Genomic DNA, 17,591 nt, shown 5'->3' on the forward strand with positions numbered 1-17,591 from the left:
TACGGGGCGCTCAATGCCGATAGCAGCGTAGTTGTGTTTCATCTACGCTGCAAGCCCACCCAACTGATATTACTTGACGCTTGCCAGGAAGTTCTGCATTGGTCCCTCGGCAACCGAGAACCACTGGTTGCTGTCGTCGCGGAACCGCAGCCACGGATCCAAGATCTTCTTGAAGCGCGGGTTTCTCTCAGCTTCGGTAAGGAACAGCTCGTTCGAAAGCTTATAGCATTCTTCCATGATCTCCTTGGAGAACCAGCGCAGTTGGCCACCGTTCTTTAGGATTCGTGCCAACGCTGCTGGATTAGCAGCATCATACTGGGCTTGAATTTGCACGTGTGTTTCATAAGTAGCTGTTTCCAACGCCGCCTGGTACTCCTTGGGTAGTTGGTCCCACGCCTTGATGCCGACGTAGAACGACTCTTGCGGGCCGGCGTCCCACCAGCCTGGAGCATAGTAGTACGGCGCTACCTTGTTGAAACCCAATTTTTCATCATCAAAGGGGCCCACGAACTCGGCCGCATCTATGGTGCCTTTCTCAAGTGCTGAATAAACGTCACCGGCTGGAATCTGTTGCGGTACCGCACCCAGTTTTTCGAAGATGCGCCCCGCCATCCCACCAATGCGGAACTTCAGGCCGTTGATATCGGCAACGGTGTTGATCTCTTTGCGGAAAAAGCCTCCCATCTGGGTGCCGGTGTTCCCGCCCATAAAATTGATGATGCCGTATTCCTTGAAGAACTCACGCAGCAATTCCTTGCCGCCACCTTTTTCGAACCAGGCAGTCTGCTGACGCGAGTTCAGACCGAAAGGAAGGCCAGAGTCAAAGGTAAACGCCGAGTCCACGCCCGAGAAATACTGGGACACGGTGTGCGCCATTTCAACGGTACCGTTCTGGACAGCACCCATAACCTCAAATGGCGGAACGATCTCGCCGCCTGGAAAGGCGCGGATGTTGAATTTGCCGCCTGTTAGCTCCGAAATACGTTTGCACATGCGTTCGGAACCGCCGAAGATCGTGTCCAAAGATTTTGGGAAACTGGACGCCAGGCGCCAGTTGATCGTCGGCGTGGACTGGGCCAAGGCCGGAGCAGCAATAGCTCCCAATGAGGCTGTAGCTCCGAGCGCTGCGTTTTTAATAAAGGAACGGCGTTGCATTTATGTCTCCTGATTAATTAATCAATCAAATGTTCTCATAAATATACACTGTGGTCAATGTTCTTATTTGAGAACTTTTGAGTCGAGCACGTTCAGTTGTCGACGGGTATCAGCGCGCTCGTTGCACCGAGATATGACAGTAGGGGAGTAGTTGTCGTATTTGCCGCGAAGCGCGGCTCTTCATCATGATCGGGGGACGATCGACATTCATTAGACTTGTTTTTGCGAAGAACTCGTCTAAAGGAAACAATGCCGATGTCCCCAATCGATTCTATCCTAGGGATCCCTGGACTGGTGGTCCAGGCCGTAAGACGAATGAAGGATACTCATGTGTGGGCAGGGCCACGTAAGCGGCCGGCCTGCGTGCACTGCGCAGGCAACCAGGTGCGCGTCAAGGCCACTTACCTGCTTACGCTCAAGCATACGCGCCAGGGAAATAAGCTGGTGGTGCTGCACCTGCGCGTGCCCAAGTATCACTGCGTAGACTGCAACCGCTATTTCCGGCATCGTTTTGCCGGGATTCTTCCCAGGCTACGTGCCACCGAGACGTACCGGCTGGAGGTCTTTGAAGCCGACGAGGGCGGTGTCAGCCAGCGCAAGCTGACTCACACGCACCGCATCGGTAGTGTGACGGTCGAGCGCTGGTATCAATCCTTTGTGAAGCGGCGGGTGTTGGAGCTCTCAGGCCGCAGTTGCCCGCAAGTACTTGGGATTGATGAGCACTTTTTCACACGCAAACGCGAGTCTTGGCTCAATGCGGTTGGAAGAGCCTTGGAGAATGGCTCGTTTGTTGGAGGCGCAACTCGGAATCGAACCGGGGTACACGGATTTGCAATCCGCTGCATGACCACTCTGCCATTGCGCCTCAATGAAGTCCGCTAGTATACGATATTCGCAGATACCCCGCTTAACCGACCGGCTTCATTGCCGTTCGGCGCCGAGAGGCTTAACGCCCAGCAGTGCCGTCCAGCCATTGCTGATACGCCGTGCGGGTCACCGCTGACACCGACTCCAGGGCCTTCTGATGCTGAACCTGGTGCCGCAGCATCAGGCGCGCATTGGCCACCCCGCGCGATTTGCAGTACCAGTGGCAGCTGTGCTGGAAAAGATACAGCTCGGCAGACAAGTGGTAGGCGCGGGTTTTCAGATCCCAGCCGCCTTCGTTGTCTACAACGTGGCGCAAACCCGCCGCATGGATATGCAGAAGCTTGCGGAAGTCGCGAGTAACAGAGGGAAGAAAGCGTTCGGCATAAGGCAGACACATGGGAAGCACGACCATGCTGGTGTCCGGTTCGCTTTCCTTTTGCATGGCTTCCGCCAATGAGCGCAACTGTGCTGCCACGGCGCTCTCAGTTTGCGCAAAAGTTTCCAGCACCTGAAGCTGGCGCCCTTCGTCTTTCTCGTGGATGGCGCGGGTGTAGCCTTGCGTCAGCGTTTCCATGTGGCGCTCAAGCTGCATATTGGCCAGATGCTGGCCCAACAATGCGATATGAGAGCGCTGGTATCGTGTGCGCAGCAGCTGCCATGCCACGAAGACCATCAACAAGCCGAATGTGAATTCCACTGCGTGTACTCCCCTATCGCCTGCGCAAAAAACGCCGGCGCATTAAACAAAAAGCCCAAACCGAAGTTTGGGCTTTTTGTTTAATCTTGGAGCGGGAAACGAGTCTCGAACTCGCGACCTCAACCTTGGCAAGGTTGCGCTCTACCAACTGAGCTATTCCCGCGTAAAGCTTTGCAGCCGGGGCTTTCCTGCTGCAAAGAAGCCTCGCATTGTAGGGTAATTTCTTGTCCCTTGCAAGTTGCCCGGCGCCTTCAAAACTACCTGCGTAAAATCAACTAAGATTTAGCGAAGACCAGAATATTAGCATAAATTTTTTAGTGACAGGGCCGCCTTGCTGCAAACTGCCAAGTACGATCTTACTTCCTTCAACACACTGACCCTGCGCTCGCACGCCTTGGCCCTGGTTACGTACCGGTCGCCCGGGCAGTTGCCGCTGTTTTCCGAAATGGCCAGTCAGCACGACAGCGTGTTTGTCCTTGGCGGCGGCAGCAATGTGGTGCTGCCCGAAACGCTGACCAGCCTCGTCGTCAAAGTGGAGTCTCGCGGCATACGCCTGTGTGACCAGACGCCCACCGAGTGGGTGGTGGAAGCCCAGGCAGGGGAGTGCTGGCATGATTTCGTTGCGCATTGCCTGGACCAGGGCTGGGCCGGCTTGGAGAACCTGGCCTTGATCCCGGGCACGGTCGGTGCGGCCCCGGTGCAAAATATAGGCGCATACGGCGTAGAGCTGGACCAGCGTTTTCATAGTTTGAGCGCCTGGGATCTACGCGCGGGGCGTCAGGTCGAAATGAGACCTGAAGATTGCGATTTCTCGTATCGCAACAGTCTGTTCAAACAGTCCGAGCCTGGACGATGGCTGATACTGGCCGTCAGGTTCCGGCTGCCCAAGCGGTGGACCCCTGTGCTGGGCTACCCCGACCTGCAGCGTCATCCCGCATTGCAAGCTGTTGCTGCGGACATCACGCCGCGCCAGATCTTTGATGCGGTGTGCGAGGTGCGGCGCGCGAAGCTGCCGGACCCGGCCGTATTGGGCAATGCAGGAAGTTTCTTCAAGAATCCGGTGGTGGATCGCGCGGACTTCGAGGCCATCAGCAAGGTCCATCCGCAGGTCGTGGCTTACCCGCTGGCCGGCGGTCAGTACAAGCTTGCAGCGGGCTGGTTGATCGATCAAGCTGGCTGGAAGGGTAGGCGCGTCGGACCAGTGGGCGTGCACGATCGCCAAGCGCTGGTGCTGGTAAATTACGGCGGCGCAAGCGCCGCCGATATCATGCAACTGGCACAAGCGATCAAGGACGATATTGCCTTGCGGTTTGGCGTGGCCCTGGAGCAAGAGCCCGTGCTGGTCGCCTAGGCGGGCGCTGGCCTCAGGCCAGCACGTCTTGCATGTCGAACAAGCCGAACTCTTTTCGCGCCAGATAGCGGGCGGCCCGCAAGCTGCCCTGGGCATAGGTCGTGCGACTGCTGGAGCGATGACTGATCTCTATCCGTTCGCCTGTGCCGCAGAAAAACACCGTATGGTCGCCCACGATGTCGCCGCCGCGCATGACGGAAAAACCGATGCGGCCGGTTTCGCGTGCGCCGGTTTCGCCATGCCGGGCCCAGTCGGCTATGTCGTCAAGGTTTTTTCCCCAGGCATGCGCTACGGCTTCGCCCATGGCCAAGGCCGTACCGGAGGGCGCATCGACCTTGTTGCGGTGGTGCGCTTCGAATACCTCGACGTCGTAACCGCTGTTCAGCAGGCGCGCCGCAATATCAAGCAGCTTGAGGGTGGCGTTGACGCCGACGCTCATGTTGGGTGCGAAGACTACGGCGATCTTCTGGCTGGCTGCCTGAATGGCGCGCCGACCTTCTTCGGTGAAGCCGGTGGTCCCGATCACGCAGCGCGTGCCGTGTTCGACGCAGGCCTGCAAATGGGCCAGCGTACCCTCGGGCCGGGTGAAGTCGATCAGGCAATCCGCATTGGCAATGGCGCCCAGGTCGTCCGTGATGGCGACGCCGGTTTCCTGGCCCAGAAAGCTGCCTGCGTCCTGTCCCAAGGCCGGCGAGCCGGCTCTGTCCAAGGCGACAGTAAGGGTCATGTCGGGGCTTTGTAGTACAGCTTCGATCAGCATCCGGCCCATGCGTCCGTCTGCGCCTGCGATGGCAATACGCATTGTCATGCTCCTTAGCGCAGCGGTTCGGCGGTGTTCCTGCCGGCTGACGGCGCGCCAGAAGGCGTCCGCTGTGTATCGGGGGCGTTGAGAATGGCGCGCCTGCGTTCTGTTTCTACCTGTGCGTCGGCTTCGCTTTGCTGGTCGGGCGCTGTCCCGTCGGCGGCGGGTTGCGCAGGCGTGACACCTGGAATCGGGCTGGTCTGTGCGGCGTCTGCGCCGGCAGTGTCGGCTGGGATGCCGTCGCCTGCGTCTTCATCAGCAGCGTTGGCGCCGCTTTCTCCGGTCATGCCGGTATCGGCCTTCTGGAAGGGTTGCCGGTCGGGCTGTTCGTCGCCTTCCCAGCGCACCAGGCTGTCACCGTCGAACCAAACGGTGAACTTGCGCTGTTGCTCTTCGCCATAGCCGGGCTTGTTGTAGTAGGGGTAATCCCAGCGATTGCTGCGAAATACGTCTTGCAAGGTGGGCGTGCCCAGGATGAAACGCACCTGCTCGCGCGTCATGCCTTGCTGCAGTTGGGCCACCTGCTCGGACGTGATCCAGTTACCCTGCTGTACATCAGGCCGATACGGGAAACCCCAGTTGGTGGTGCCGCAGGCGCCCAGTGTTACGGTCAGTGCAATTGCCGTCAAACCGGCGCGAAGCGTTGAAAATATTGGTTTTGCAGTCGTCAGCACGAAGCGCCCCTGTTATTCAGATCGAATAAAACCGTTATCATAAAGGTTCAAGAATAAACGCATAATAGCGTTAGTCGGCGCCGGGCGTATTTTGCAAGCCTCATCCTGCCCGGACACCATCCATTTCACCAGAGACATTCTAGCTATGATTAACCAGAACGAACTGAAAAGCATGGGCTTGAAGGCGACCTTCCCGCGCCTGAAGATCCTCGACATATTCAGACGGGCCGATCACCGCCATCAAAGCGCCGAAGACGTCTACCGCGCGCTTATCGCTGAAGATGTCGATATTGGCCTGGCCACGGTCTACCGGGTGTTGACGCAGTTCGAGCAGGCCGGCATCCTGGTGCGCAGCCAGTTTGACGGCGGCAAGGCCGTGTTCGAGCTTAACGACGGCGACCACCACGATCACCTGATTTGCACCAATTGCGGCAAGGTCGAAGAGTTTAGCGAACCGGAAATCGAAAAACGCCAGCACAAGGTTGCCAAGGACCACGGTTTCGTGCTCGAGAGCCATACCATGCTGCTTTACGGTATTTGCCCGGACTGTACTGCCGCCAAGCCAAAATAAGTCCAGCTTCAACCCGCCAGCATTTCGCGCGCGTGCTTGCGCGTCGTGTCGGTGATCTTCAGGCCCCCCAGCATGCGGGCCACTTCATTTTCCCGACCTTTGTCGTCCAGCATCCTGATCATGGATAGGGTGCTGGCTTGTGACGTGGATTTACTGACCTCGTAATGCTGGGTTCCGCGCGCCGCCACCTGCGGCAGGTGCGTAACGCACAGAACCTGGTGACGCTGCCCGAGCTCGCGCAGCAGCCGTCCGACGACCTCGGCTACCGCACCGCCCACGCCCGTGTCGACTTCGTCGAATATGAGGGTGGGCACCCGCGCGGCCTGACTGGCGATGACCGATAGCGCGAGCGAAATGCGGGCCAGCTCGCCGCCCGAGGCTACCTTGGCCAGCGGCTTGGGCGTGGTGCCCGCGTGGCCGGCAACCAGGAACTCGACCGCGGAGGTGCCATGAGGACCCGGCGGGCAGGCGGTAAGCTCGATCTGGAAGCGTCCGCCTAGCATGGCCAGTGTCTGGAGAGCCTGGGTAACGTTTTTTGCCAGGCGTTTGCTGGTTGCCGCCCTTGCTTTTGCCAATTGCGCTGCGAGTTCGTCGTAGTGTGCGGCGGCAGCCCGATTTTGTTCGATCAGCAATGGCATATTGGCGGCCGCCTGGCTGGCTTCGAGTTGCTGGCGCAAGGATAGCTGCAGGGCGGGGAGCTCGGGCGGATCGATCTTGAACTTGCGGGCGGTGTCGAAAATAACGCCCAGGCGTTCTTCCGCTGCGGCGAGACGGGCGGGGTCGAGCTCGACCTTGTCGAGATAGCTGTTGAGGTCGGAAACGGCTTCACTGGCCGCGATGCGCGCGGACTCGATGGCGTCGTAAATGCTTTGTAAACGGTTGTCGTGACGCAGCAGGGGCTGCAGGCTATGTGCCGCCACCCCCAGCGCCGATTGCGCGGAGTTTTGTTCGTCGTCGAGAGCGGCCAGCGCTTGGGTGGCGCCGTCCAGCAGTGCCTGAGCGTGGGCCAGCCGGCTATGGTCGTTGGTGATGGCGTCCCATTCGCCCGGCCGCAGGTCGAGGGTGTCCAGGTCGGCCAATTGCCATTCGAGGCGCTCGCGTTCTTCCTGCAGGGCGGCTTCGTTTTGGCTGGCGGCGGCCAGGGCTTTTTGGGCGGTTTGCCAGGCCTGCCAGGCTTGCTGCACTTGCGCCGCCAGCGGCAGATGGCCGCCGTGGGCATCAAGCAAGGCTCGTTGGTTGGCCGGCTTGAGCAAGCTTTGATGTGCGTGCTGCCCGTGGATGTCAACCAAGTGTTCGGCCAGATCGCGCAATTGACCCAGGGTAACGGGCAGCCCATTGATAAAGGCGCGGCTGCGGCTTTGGTTGTCGATTACCCGTCGCAATACCAGCGCATCGTCCGGGTCCAGCTGTTGCTCGAGCAGCCAGGGTCGTAGCGCGTCGGGGGCGTCGAAGACGGCGGTGATGTCCGCTTTTTGAGCGCCTTCGCGCAGCACAGTGGTGTCGGCCCGGGCCCCCAGGGCCAGTGACAGGGCGTCGATAAGTATGGACTTGCCGGCGCCGGTCTCGCCGGAGAACACGGTAAAGCCAGCCTCGAAATGGATGTCTGCCTGATCGACAATGACGAAATCGCGTATGTGCAAGGTACGCAGCATGATTTATTCGTCCGTATCGGAAGGTTGCGGTACGTGGTTCCAGTACAGCTTGCGTCGCAGCGTGGAGAAGAAGCTGTAGCCGCGCGGATGGATAAATCGCACGGTATGTTGGGCCCGACGGATATCGATGCGGTCGCCGGGCTGGCAATCGGACCAGGTCTGCATGTCGAAGTGGACGCTGGCGCCGGATTCGACGCGCCCCAGCGCCGAGATGGTGAGGCTTAGCGTACCGCTGTCAGGCAGCACGATGGGGCGGTTGGACAAGGTTTGCGGGGCAACAGGCACCAGCAGTATGGCGTTAAGGCTGGGATGCACCACAGGGCCGTTGGCCGAAAGGGAATAGGCGGTAGACCCGGTGGGCGTGGCCACGATCAGGCCGTCGGCTCGTTGGCTATACATGAACGCGCCGTCGAAATCGACGCTGACTTCGATCATGCCGCCGCGCCCTGCGCGGTTCAGCACAACATCGTTAAGTGCGACGCCCGAAAATAGGGTGTCGTTGCCACGCACCACCCGGCCCTCCAGCATGACACGCTCTTCGGCGTCGTAATGGCCATGCATGACGCTGGCCAGGGCGTCGGTGGCGCTGTGCAGGGGGATATCGGTAATGAAGCCCAGCCGGCCGTGGTTGATGCCGATAAGCGGGACGTCGCTTTGCGCCAGCAGGCGGGCGGCGCCCAGCATGGTTCCATCGCCACCCATGATGACAGCCAGGTCGGCCTGCTGGCCGATTTCGGCATATGTGGCGGCGGTGTATTCGGTAATGCCGGTATTCCTGGCGGTGTCGGCTTCCATCAGTACTTTACAGCCGGTTGCCAGCAGCATGTCGGCCAGTTGACGCAGCGGTGCATCCAGGCCGGTGTCTTGGTAACGGCCGATGATCGCAACGGTTTTAAAGTGCATAAAGTAATACCGGGGTGATTGATGGAATAATAGAGACTAAGTGATTATATGGTTCCTGCGCCTCGTTGGCTGTAGGTATAACAACCCGTGTTGGCAGGATTGCCTAGAATAGAGCCATGGACGACCGAGCCAATGCGCTGCTGAAAGCGCTTATAGAACGATACATTGCCGATGGGCAACCGGTGGGTTCGCGCACCTTGTCCAAAATGTTCGACCTGTCGCCCGCCACCATCCGCAACGTTATGGCCGACCTCGAAGATCTCGGCCTCATCCATAGCCCGCACACATCGGCGGGCCGTATTCCTACGCCCAAGGGTTATCGCCTGTTTGTCGATCGCCTGTTGGCTGTACAGCGTTTCGAAGTTCTGCCGCCCAGCCAGATCAGGCAGATCCTGCCCGCGGCCGAGCCGGGCCGTGCCATCACGGCGGCCGCAGCCCTGCTGTCCAACCTGTCGCAGTTCGCAGGAGTGGTATTGGCACCCAAACGGGCGCAGGTATTTCGCCAGATTGAATTCATCCGGCTGTCCGATAAGCGGGTACTGCTTATTATTGTGACGCCCGATGGCGACGTGCAAAACCGCATTTTGTTTGTTTCGCGCGATTACCTCGAGCAAGAGCTCATCGAAGCCAGCAACTTCTTCAACCAGCATTTTGCCGGCATGTCCTTCGACGAAGTGCGGCAGGCCATCACGCAAGAGTTGTCTTCGCTGCAGGCTGATATCTCCCGGCTGATGCAGGCGGCTGTCGAAGCGGGCACCGCCACTGCCGATACGGACGACTCGCTGGTGATCTCCGGCGAGAGCAAGTTGCTGGATATCTCCGAGATTGCGTCCGACATGGATCGCTTGCGGCGCATGTTCTCGCTGTTCGAGAAAAAGACCGATCTGCTGCAGTTGCTGGATGTGTCCAGCCGCGCGCAAGGCGTACAGATTTATATCGGCGGCGACTCGCGGTTGGTCCCGATGGACGACGTTTCAGTCATTACCGCACCTTATGGCGTGGACGGCACGGTCGTGGGCACGCTGGGCGTTATCGGGCCTACCCGCATGGCTTACGAGCGGGTCATCCCCATTGTGGACATTACAGCCCGCCTGCTTTCCAACGCTCTCAGTCACAATCAGTCCTGACGCCGAAATCCTTCCATGGCCATATCCTTACCGTCACGCTACTTGCCTGAACCTGCAGATCCGCAGGCCTTCAGCACAAATCCGCCGCCGCGCGATCCGGGCCCAATCGGCGTGCTCATGATCAATCTTGGCACCCCCGATCAACCCACGGCCCCCGCCATACGCAAATACCTGGCTGAGTTCTTGTCGGACCCGCGTGTCATAGAGATCCCGCAATGGATCTGGCAAGTGATACTGCACGCTTTTATTCTGACGCGTCGCCCTCGTGCACTGGCACCTCGCTACGAAGAGATCTGGCTGGAGGGTGGGTCGCCGCTACTGGTCTGGAGCCAGGCCCAGAGCCAGGGTGTCCAGGAGGCGCTGACCTCGCAAGGCATAGAGGCACGCGTTGAACTGGGCATGCGCTATGGCAATCCTTCTATCGCCGACGCCTTGGCCCGCCTGCGCGCGGCGGGTTGCGACCGCATTGTTGTGCTGCCCATGTATCCGCAATACGCAGCCAGCACCACGGCCACCGCCGTGGATAGCGTTACCGCCTGCGCGGCACGGATGCGCAACCAGCCAGAGCTGCGTTTCATCAAGCGTTATCACGACCTGCCCGGTTATATCGATGCGCTGGCGACCCACCTGCTCCGCCATTGGGAAGACCAGGGCAAGCCAGAGCGCGTGCTGCTGAGTTTTCATGGTTTGCCGCGTCGCACCGTGGAGCAGGGCGATCCCTATTATCGGGATTGCATGGAGACAGCGGCCTTGTTGCGCACCCGGCTGGGGCAGGATGGACACTTGATCCATGTGTCTTTTCAGAGCCGCTTCGGTGCTGAAAAATGGCTGGAGCCCTATACCGAGCCCACCTTGCGCGACTGGGCCCGGCAAGGTGTCCGGGCGGTGGATGTCTTGTGCCCGGGCTTTGTCGCCGATTGTCTCGAGACCCTCGAAGAAATCCAGATGCAATGTCGGGATGCCTTCCTGGAGGAGGGCGGTATTCAGTTTCGCTACGTGCCCTGTCTTAACGACGATCCGCAATGGGCACTCAGCCTGGCGGACCTGGTCCAGACCCATCTGGCAGGCTGGCTGCCCGGCAGCAAGAGTAAACTTTAAGTATTACGACAGGACAACGTGGTTCGCGTGGTCTTGAATTGGGGGCGTGTGCCCCAATTTCATTGGATTGCATACCTAGATGTGGAGATTTTTTATGCCGGCACCCAACGAGCCCCTGGATCCCAAGCAAATGGATCCATCGATCGATACGTCCGAAAAACTCGAGACTAACGAGCCCGACGATCAAACCACGTCGGCCGAAGTCCCAAGCGAAGCGCAGCAAATCAATGCCGAGGAAGACTGGGCAACCTTGCTGTCAGAATCGCAGGCACAAGTCGCTCAATATCACGAGGAATTGCTGCGCGCCAAGGCCGAAGCCGAGAACATACGTCGCCGGGCGCAGGAAGATGTCGCCAAGGCGCGCAAATTCGGTACCGAGTCGTTCGCTGAAAGCCTGATCCCAGTCAAGGACAGCCTGGAGGCGGCGCTGGCCCTTACCGACCAGACGGCCGAATCATGGAAAGAGGGCGTCGAGGCCACGCTGCGCCAGCTTAATGCCGCCTTCGACCGCAATCTGCTTAAAGAAGTTGCTCCAGTAGAGGGCGACAAATTCGATCCCCATCAGCACCAGGCTATCTCGTCCATACCGTCCGAGCGAGCTGAAGGAGAAATTGTTCAGGTGCTGCAAAAGGGCTACACCATTGCCGATCGCGTGCTGCGGCCGGCGCTGGTCATGGTGTCGTCGGGCCAGCCCGGGTAGGTGGCCATGCGCCGGTTCGCCGGCCTGAAGCAGAAAAAGTGCGGGTAAGCCTTGAAAACTGGTGGCTTACCCCCACCTACCTCCCATCGGGTAGTTATTTACAAAACAAAATTTTTAGCAGGGTAATAATATGGGTAAGATTATCGGTATTGACTTGGGCACGACTAACAGTTGTGTCGCGGTCCTGGACGGTAGCAGCGTAAAAATCATCGAAAACGCCGAAGGCACGCGTACCACGCCTTCCATCGTCGCCTACATGCCGGACGGCGAAATCCTGGTGGGTGCGCCGGCCAAGCGCCAGGCGGTCACCAATCCCCACAACACGCTATACGCCGTCAAGCGCCTTATCGGTCGCAAGTTCGACGAGAAGGCCGTGCAGAAAGACATCGAGCTCATGCCTTACACCATCATCAAGGCCGACAATGGCGATGCATGGGTAGAAGCGCAAGGCAAAAAGCTTGCTCCTCCGCAAATCTCGGCGGACGTGCTGCGCAAAATGAAGAAAACGGCCGAAGACTACCTGGGTGAAGAAGTCACCGAGGCTGTCATTACCGTGCCCGCCTACTTCAACGACAGTCAGCGTCAAGCCACCAAGGATGCCGGCCGCATTGCCGGCCTGGACGTCAAGCGCATCATCAACGAACCGACTGCAGCGGCTTTGGCCTTCGGTATGGACAAGACCGAAAAGGGCGATCGCAAAATTGCGGTTTATGACCTGGGCGGCGGTACCTTCGACGTTTCCATCATCGAGCTGGCTGACGTCGATGGCGAAAAGCAATTCGAGGTACTGTCCACCAACGGCGATACTTTCCTCGGCGGCGAAGACTTCGACCAGCGCATCATCGACTACATCATTGGCGAGTTCAAGAAAGAAAGCGGAGTGGACCTCTCCAAGGACGTCCTGGCCTTGCAGCGCCTGAAAGAATCGGCGGAAAAAGCCAAGATCGAACTGTCTTCAGCGCAGCAAACCGAGATCAACCTGCCTTATATTACGGCGGACGCTTCCGGTCCCAAGCACCTTAATCTCAAGATGACGCGCTCCAAGCTGGAAGCGCTGGTTGAAGAGCTTATCGACCGCACCATAGAGCCATGCCGCATCGCCATCAAGGACGCCGGTGTCAAAGTGTCAGACATCGACGACGTGATCCTGGTGGGTGGCATGACGCGCATGCCCAAGGTCCAGGAGAAGGTCAAGGAATTCTTCGGCAAGGATCCTCGCAAGGACGTCAACCCGGACGAGGCTGTTGCAGCCGGTGCGGCCATCCAGGGCTCGGTATTGTCGGGTGATCGTACCGACGTGTTGCTGCTGGACGTCACGCCGCTGTCCCTGGGTATCGAAACCCTGGGCGGTGTCATGACCAAGATGATCCAAAAGAACACCACCATACCCACCCGGTTCTCGCAGGTGTTCTCGACGGCTGACGACAACCAGCCCGCGGTCACCATCAAGGTGTTCCAGGGCGAGCGTGAAATCGCTGCAGGCAACAAGGCGCTTGGCGAGTTCAACCTTGAAGGCATACCGCCCGCTACGCGTGGCACGCCGCAAATCGAGGTCACTTTCGACATAGACGCCAACGGCATCTTGCATGTCTCGGCCAAGGACAAGGGCACGGGCAAGGAAAACAAGATCACCATCAAGGCCAACTCGGGTCTTAGCGACGACGAGATCGAACGCATGGTGAAAGACGCCGAAGCCAACGCCGAGGAAGATCACCGCATTGCCGAACTGGCCTTGTCACGCAATCAGGCCGAGGCGCTGGTGCACTCGACCCGCAAGTCGCTGGAAGAGTACGGCGACAAGCTTGAAGCGTCCGAGAAGGAAGCCATCGAGTCGGCGATCACCGAACTTGAAACCACACTCAAGGACGGCGACAAGGCGGCCATCGACGCCAAGGTTGAAGCCTTGGCGACGGCCTCGCAGAAGCTGGGTGAGAAAATGTATGCCGACATGCAGGCACAGGCAGCAGCGCAGCAAGGTGCTGACGAAGCCGCCAAGCCCGCCGACGACGATGTGGTCGATGCCGACTTCAAAGAAGTCAAACGCGATCAATAAGGTCAGGTAAAGAGACGCATTCAACTCACATGGCAAAACGCGATTACTACGAAATACTGGGCGTAGCGAAAAACGCTACCGACGAAGAGCTCAAAAAAGCCTACCGCAAGCTGGCGATGAAGTACCACCCTGACCGCAACCCTGACAGCAAGGAAGCGGAAGAGCGGTTCAAAGAGGCCAAAGAGGCCTACGAGATGCTGTCCGACGAACAAAAGCGGGGTGCGTACGACCGCTTCGGCCATGCCGGTGTTGATCCCAACGCCGGCGTGGGCGGGGGCGGCATGGGCGGAGCCGGCTTTGCCGATGCCTTTGGCGATATCTTCGGCGAGATCTTCGGGGCAGCGGGCGGTGGCGGCGGTCGCCGCGGCGGCCCGCAGGTATATCGTGGTGCCGATCTGAAGTACACGCTGGACATCAGCCTGGAGCAGGCGGCCAACGGTTTTGATACCGAAATCCGCGTGCCCAGCTGGGAAACCTGCGACGTCTGCCATGGCTCCGGCGCCAAGCCGGGCACCAAGCCTCGTACCTGCCACACCTGTGACGGGAACGGGGCTGTGCGCATGCAGCAAGGCTTTTTCAGTGTGCAGCAAACCTGCCCGACCTGCCATGGCACGGGTAAAGAGATCACTGATCCTTGCGTTTCTTGCGACGGCGTAGGCCGCATACGCAAGAACAAGACCCTGCAGGTGAAGATTCCGGCTGGCATAGACGACGGCATGCGGATACGCTCGTCCGGCAATGGCGAGCCCGGCGTCAATGGCGGGCCTCCGGGGGATCTTTATGTCGAGATCCACCTGAAGCCGCATGGTATTTTCCAGCGCGATGCCGACGACCTGCATTGCGAACTGACCATCCCGTTCACTACGGCGGCGCTTGGGGGCGAACTCGAAGTACCGACCTTGGCCGGACGCGGCGCCATCACCATTCCGGAAGGTACGCAAACCGGCAAGACCTTCCGCTTGCGCGGCAAGGGCATACGGGGCTTGCGCGCCAGCTACCCTGGCGACCTCTATTGCCACATATCGGTCGAGACGCCTGTGCGCCTGACCGACGAGCAAAAGAAGATCCTGCGCCAGTTCGAAACATCATTGGCTCAAGGTGGAGAAAAACATTCTCCAAAGAGCGAGTCCTGGACCGACCGGGTCAAGAACTTCTTCTCATAGACTAAAAATCGCCGGCCAGCGCAGCGCTGAATGCTTCCGGGTTCAGCCGCTTGCGCAGGGCCGCGTTGACGGTCTCGGCCGTCAAACCGGCCAGGGCCTGGTCGATCTTCGCAGACCACTCAAACGTACGATCCAGCTGCAGGTAGTTCAGCCAGGCTGATGCCAGGGTGCCATCCCGCGTGCGCGCCAGTTTGCGGTAATTAAGCAGCGCCGACACGCCTTCCCGTACTTCTTCCTCTGTGTAGCCGTCTTTCAGTACGCGCCCTAGCTCTTCCTTGACGGCCTGGACCAGGCGGGTACTGCTGTCCGGCGCATGAATGGCATAGATTGTCCATTCGCCGGAGGGTTCGAACGAAGAGGCGTCCAGACTGCTGCGCACGTTGTATGACAAGCCATCCTGCACGCGCACACGGTTCCACAGACGCGAGGTTTCGGAGCCGCCCAACAGGTAATTGGCCAGGTAAAGAGCAGGGTAGTCGGGATCCGTATCCTGCAGCTTCAGCGGCAGCGTGGTCAGGTAGAACGCATTGGCCTTCCCCGGAGTATCTATGGTGAAGGTCTCGGGCGCCACGGGATGATAGGGGTCAGCCACGCGCGTATAGGCGGGTGCCTCGCGCCATCCTTCCACACCCTTGCTGATGGCCGCCTTGACGGCGTCGGGGTCGAATGCTCCGACTGCTGAAAACCTGATGGTGCCCGCGCCGTAGAAGCGCGTATGGAAGTCTTTCAGTTTTTCAGCAGTCAGCGCCTCGATGTCGCTGCGTGCCTCCTCGAATGTAGGGGTATAGCGTAGGTCGTCTCTGGGCCACGGGTTGTCGTGGCGGGCCAGCGCGCGCGATGCCAGAGCACTGGGCTCGGCCATGGCGTTGCTGATGGCGGTGTAGGCCTGCCGCTGGTACTCGGCCAGCTCATTGGCCGGGAAGTTGGCCTCACGCAGTATGTGCAGCACGAGTTCGGTCAGTGCCGGCAAGTGCTCTTCGGTTGTCGACATGTCGACGGCTACGACGCCGGCGCCGCCGCCAAAGCCGACGCTGGCCTGCAGGGCATCAAAGCGGTCCTGTATCTCTTGGCGAGTCATGCTGCTGGTGCCGTGGTCCAGCAAGGACGCTGTGGCGCTGGAGATCTCGCGCATGCCTTTCAGGCTGTCGGCGTCGCCAAATTGAAGCAACAGTCTGGCTTCGACACGATCTCCACGAGTGGGCTTGGACAACAGCGCCAGCTCGACCTCGCCATTGGGCAAGACCAACGGGTCGCGTAGCGTGGCGGCGTCGATGTTTTCCGGCGAGGGATCAAAGGCCGTTACGCTGGCGCTTGTTTCCTTGCCTTCGTATCCCTTCAGCAGCTCGTCCAACTCCACAGGCTTGGGTGCGGGCGCGCGTTCGGGCTGCTCGGTCGGGATATACAGTCCGTTGGTCCGGTTGGTGGCTTTCAGATAGGCGGTAGTTACGCGCTGGACGTCTTCAAGAGCGATGTCTTCCACTTGATCACGCTGCAGAAAAAACAAGCGCCAGTCACCCTCCGCCACTTTTTCCGACAAGACGCTGGCCAGGCTGGAAGGCTGGGCGTACACCCGTGCCCAGTCTGTCAGCCACTTGTTGCGCATGCGATCCAGTTCGGCCTGTGTGAAGGGCTGCCCGGTCAGATCGTCCAGCGTGCGGTTCATGGTCTCAAGAGCCTTTGCCTGATCCATGCCGGATTCAAGCTGAGCACCGAACAAGGCATAGCCGGGTTGGTACATGCCGGCAGCAAAGCCGAAGACAGCCGCACTAAGCTGGTTGTTGACCAGTGCCTTGTAAAGGCGGCCCGATGGTGTATCGGCCAGGATGGCCACACCCAGGTCGAGGGCGGTGAAGTCGGGGTCGCCTGAAGCCGGCGTGTGAAAGAGCGCGGCGATCAGCGGGCTGCCGCCCTGCCGGCGCAGGGTAACCTGGCGCTCGCCGTCCTGGACGGGCTCGATGGTGTACTCGGGCGGCAGTTGGCGCTCAGGGCGCGGAATACTGGAGAAGGCATCCGAGATCGTGTGCAGTACGGCGTCGACCTCGAACCTTCCTGCCACGATCAGTACCGCATTGTCAGGCTGATAATAGGTTTCGTAGAAGGCGCGGAGTTGGGCGATGTCCACGTTTTCGACATCCGAGCGCGCACCTATGGTGTCCTGGCCGTAGTTGTGCCATTGAAACGCTGCGGCGCGCATCTTCTGCAACAACACCTGGAAGGGGCTGTTCTCGCCGCGCTCCATCTCGTTGCGCACGACGGTCATTTCAGCGTCCAGGTCCTCGCGCAAGATCAATGAGTTCACCATGGCATCAGCTTGCCAGCGCAAATACCAGTCCAGGGTGTCGGCATCGGCCGCAAAGCTGGCGTAGTAATTAGTGCGGTCGCTATTGGTCGAGCCGTTGGCTGCCAGCCCGCGCTTTGAGAATTCAGCCAGCGCATTGCGCAGCGTAGGTGTGCCGCGAAACAGCATGTGCTCAAGCAGGTGCGCCATTCCGGTTTCGCCATAGTTCTCGTGGCGCGCACCGACCAGGTAGGTCATATTGACCGTTGTAGTGGGCTTGGACTCGTCAGGCGCCAACAGTACCTTCAGCCCGTTGTCCAGCGTGTACTGCGTCACGCCTTCCACCGATGGGCCCTGGGTGACGCCTGCGGGCAGCGTTGCCGCCTGCACCGTCAGGACGAAGAAGGCCAGCAACAGCATGGTGCTTGTACGGATCAGGGCGGTCGACAATAAGCTGGGCATGCGGGGTTTCCGTAATGAGTGGTGCTGCAAGGTGTGCT

14 protein-coding genes and 2 tRNA genes are annotated in these 17,591 nt (G+C 59.5%); 7 read left to right on the plus strand and 9 right to left on the minus strand.

Annotated features, from left to right (window positions below; translation table 11 throughout):
* Positions 1–69: 69 nt before the first annotated feature.
* The 4 genes from CKA81_RS01450 to CKA81_RS01465 all read right to left on the minus strand — a co-directional run bounded on the left by CKA81_RS01450 (position 70) and on the right by CKA81_RS01465 (position 2,882).
* Positions 70–1,155, minus strand: a complete 1,086-nt coding sequence (locus CKA81_RS01450) for a TRAP transporter substrate-binding protein (protein ID WP_128353708.1) — start codon at positions 1,153–1,155, stop codon at positions 70–72.
* 791 nt (positions 1,156–1,946) lie between these two features.
* Positions 1,947–2,020, minus strand: a tRNA-Cys gene (locus tag CKA81_RS01455).
* An 81-nt stretch (positions 2,021–2,101) separates the two neighbouring features.
* Positions 2,102–2,719: a hypothetical protein gene (locus CKA81_RS01460; RefSeq protein ID WP_228255761.1), complete on the minus strand. Its 618-nt coding sequence runs from the start codon at positions 2,717–2,719 to the stop codon at positions 2,102–2,104.
* 87 nt (positions 2,720–2,806) lie between these two features.
* Positions 2,807–2,882, minus strand: a tRNA-Gly gene (locus tag CKA81_RS01465).
* Positions 2,883–3,053: 171 nt separating this feature from the next.
* Between CKA81_RS01465 and murB the strand changes: the two genes are divergently transcribed.
* Positions 3,054–4,070 carry a UDP-N-acetylmuramate dehydrogenase gene (gene murB / locus CKA81_RS01470; RefSeq protein WP_394342540.1) on the plus strand — a complete coding sequence of 339 codons (1,017 nt, stop codon included), beginning with the start codon at positions 3,054–3,056 and terminating at the stop codon, positions 4,068–4,070.
* A gap of 13 nt (positions 4,071–4,083) precedes the next feature.
* Here the strand turns inward: murB and dapB are convergent, their stop codons facing one another.
* Complete coding sequence (gene dapB / locus CKA81_RS01475) at positions 4,084–4,872, minus strand: 4-hydroxy-tetrahydrodipicolinate reductase (RefSeq protein WP_128353710.1); 789 nt, start codon at positions 4,870–4,872, stop codon at positions 4,084–4,086.
* 11 nt (positions 4,873–4,883) lie between these two features.
* Positions 4,884–5,546, minus strand: a complete 663-nt coding sequence (locus CKA81_RS17205) for an outer membrane protein assembly factor BamE (RefSeq protein ID WP_228255762.1) — start codon at positions 5,544–5,546, stop codon at positions 4,884–4,886.
* 145 nt (positions 5,547–5,691) lie between these two features.
* Here CKA81_RS17205 and fur point away from each other — a divergent pair, with 145 nt between their 5' ends.
* Positions 5,692–6,117, plus strand: a complete 426-nt coding sequence (gene fur, locus CKA81_RS01485) for a ferric iron uptake transcriptional regulator (protein ID WP_128353711.1) — start codon at positions 5,692–5,694, stop codon at positions 6,115–6,117.
* Positions 6,118–6,125: 8 nt separating this feature from the next.
* Here fur and recN read toward each other — a convergent pair whose 3' ends face one another.
* Entirely contained in the window at positions 6,126–7,769 is a 1,644-nt protein-coding gene (gene recN / locus CKA81_RS01490) for a DNA repair protein RecN (protein WP_128353712.1), read from the minus strand.
* A gap of 3 nt (positions 7,770–7,772) precedes the next feature.
* Entirely contained in the window at positions 7,773–8,672 is a 900-nt protein-coding gene (locus CKA81_RS01495) for an NAD kinase (RefSeq protein WP_128353713.1), read from the minus strand.
* Positions 8,673–8,788: 116 nt separating this feature from the next.
* On the opposite strand from CKA81_RS01495, the gene hrcA reads away from it, so the two are divergent.
* From hrcA to dnaJ, 5 genes are all read left to right on the plus strand, one after another.
* Positions 8,789–9,799, plus strand: a complete 1,011-nt coding sequence (hrcA, locus tag CKA81_RS01500; RefSeq protein WP_128353714.1) for a heat-inducible transcriptional repressor HrcA — start codon at positions 8,789–8,791, stop codon at positions 9,797–9,799.
* A 15-nt stretch (positions 9,800–9,814) separates the two neighbouring features.
* Positions 9,815–10,897, plus strand: a complete 1,083-nt coding sequence (gene hemH, locus CKA81_RS01505; protein ID WP_128353715.1) for a ferrochelatase — start codon at positions 9,815–9,817, stop codon at positions 10,895–10,897.
* Positions 10,898–10,991: 94 nt separating this feature from the next.
* Positions 10,992–11,597, plus strand: a complete 606-nt coding sequence (grpE, locus tag CKA81_RS01510) for a nucleotide exchange factor GrpE (RefSeq protein ID WP_128353716.1) — start codon at positions 10,992–10,994, stop codon at positions 11,595–11,597.
* A gap of 130 nt (positions 11,598–11,727) precedes the next feature.
* On the plus strand, positions 11,728–13,650 hold the full coding sequence (gene dnaK, locus CKA81_RS01515) for a molecular chaperone DnaK (protein ID WP_128353717.1): 1,923 nt from the start codon (positions 11,728–11,730) through the stop codon (positions 13,648–13,650).
* A gap of 29 nt (positions 13,651–13,679) precedes the next feature.
* Positions 13,680–14,813, plus strand: coding sequence for a molecular chaperone DnaJ (dnaJ, locus tag CKA81_RS01520; RefSeq protein ID WP_128353718.1), 1,134 nt, complete (start codon positions 13,680–13,682; stop codon positions 14,811–14,813).
* 1 nt (position 14,814) lies between these two features.
* Here dnaJ and CKA81_RS01525 read toward each other — a convergent pair whose 3' ends face one another.
* A complete protein-coding gene (locus CKA81_RS01525; RefSeq protein ID WP_128353719.1) occupies positions 14,815–17,553 on the minus strand; it encodes a M16 family metallopeptidase in 2,739 nt (912 codons plus the stop codon).
* Positions 17,554–17,591 lie beyond the last annotated feature (38 nt).

The organism is Pollutimonas thiosulfatoxidans, assembly GCF_004022565.1.
Classification (GTDB): domain Bacteria; phylum Pseudomonadota; class Gammaproteobacteria; order Burkholderiales; family Burkholderiaceae_B; genus Pusillimonas_D; species Pusillimonas_D thiosulfatoxidans.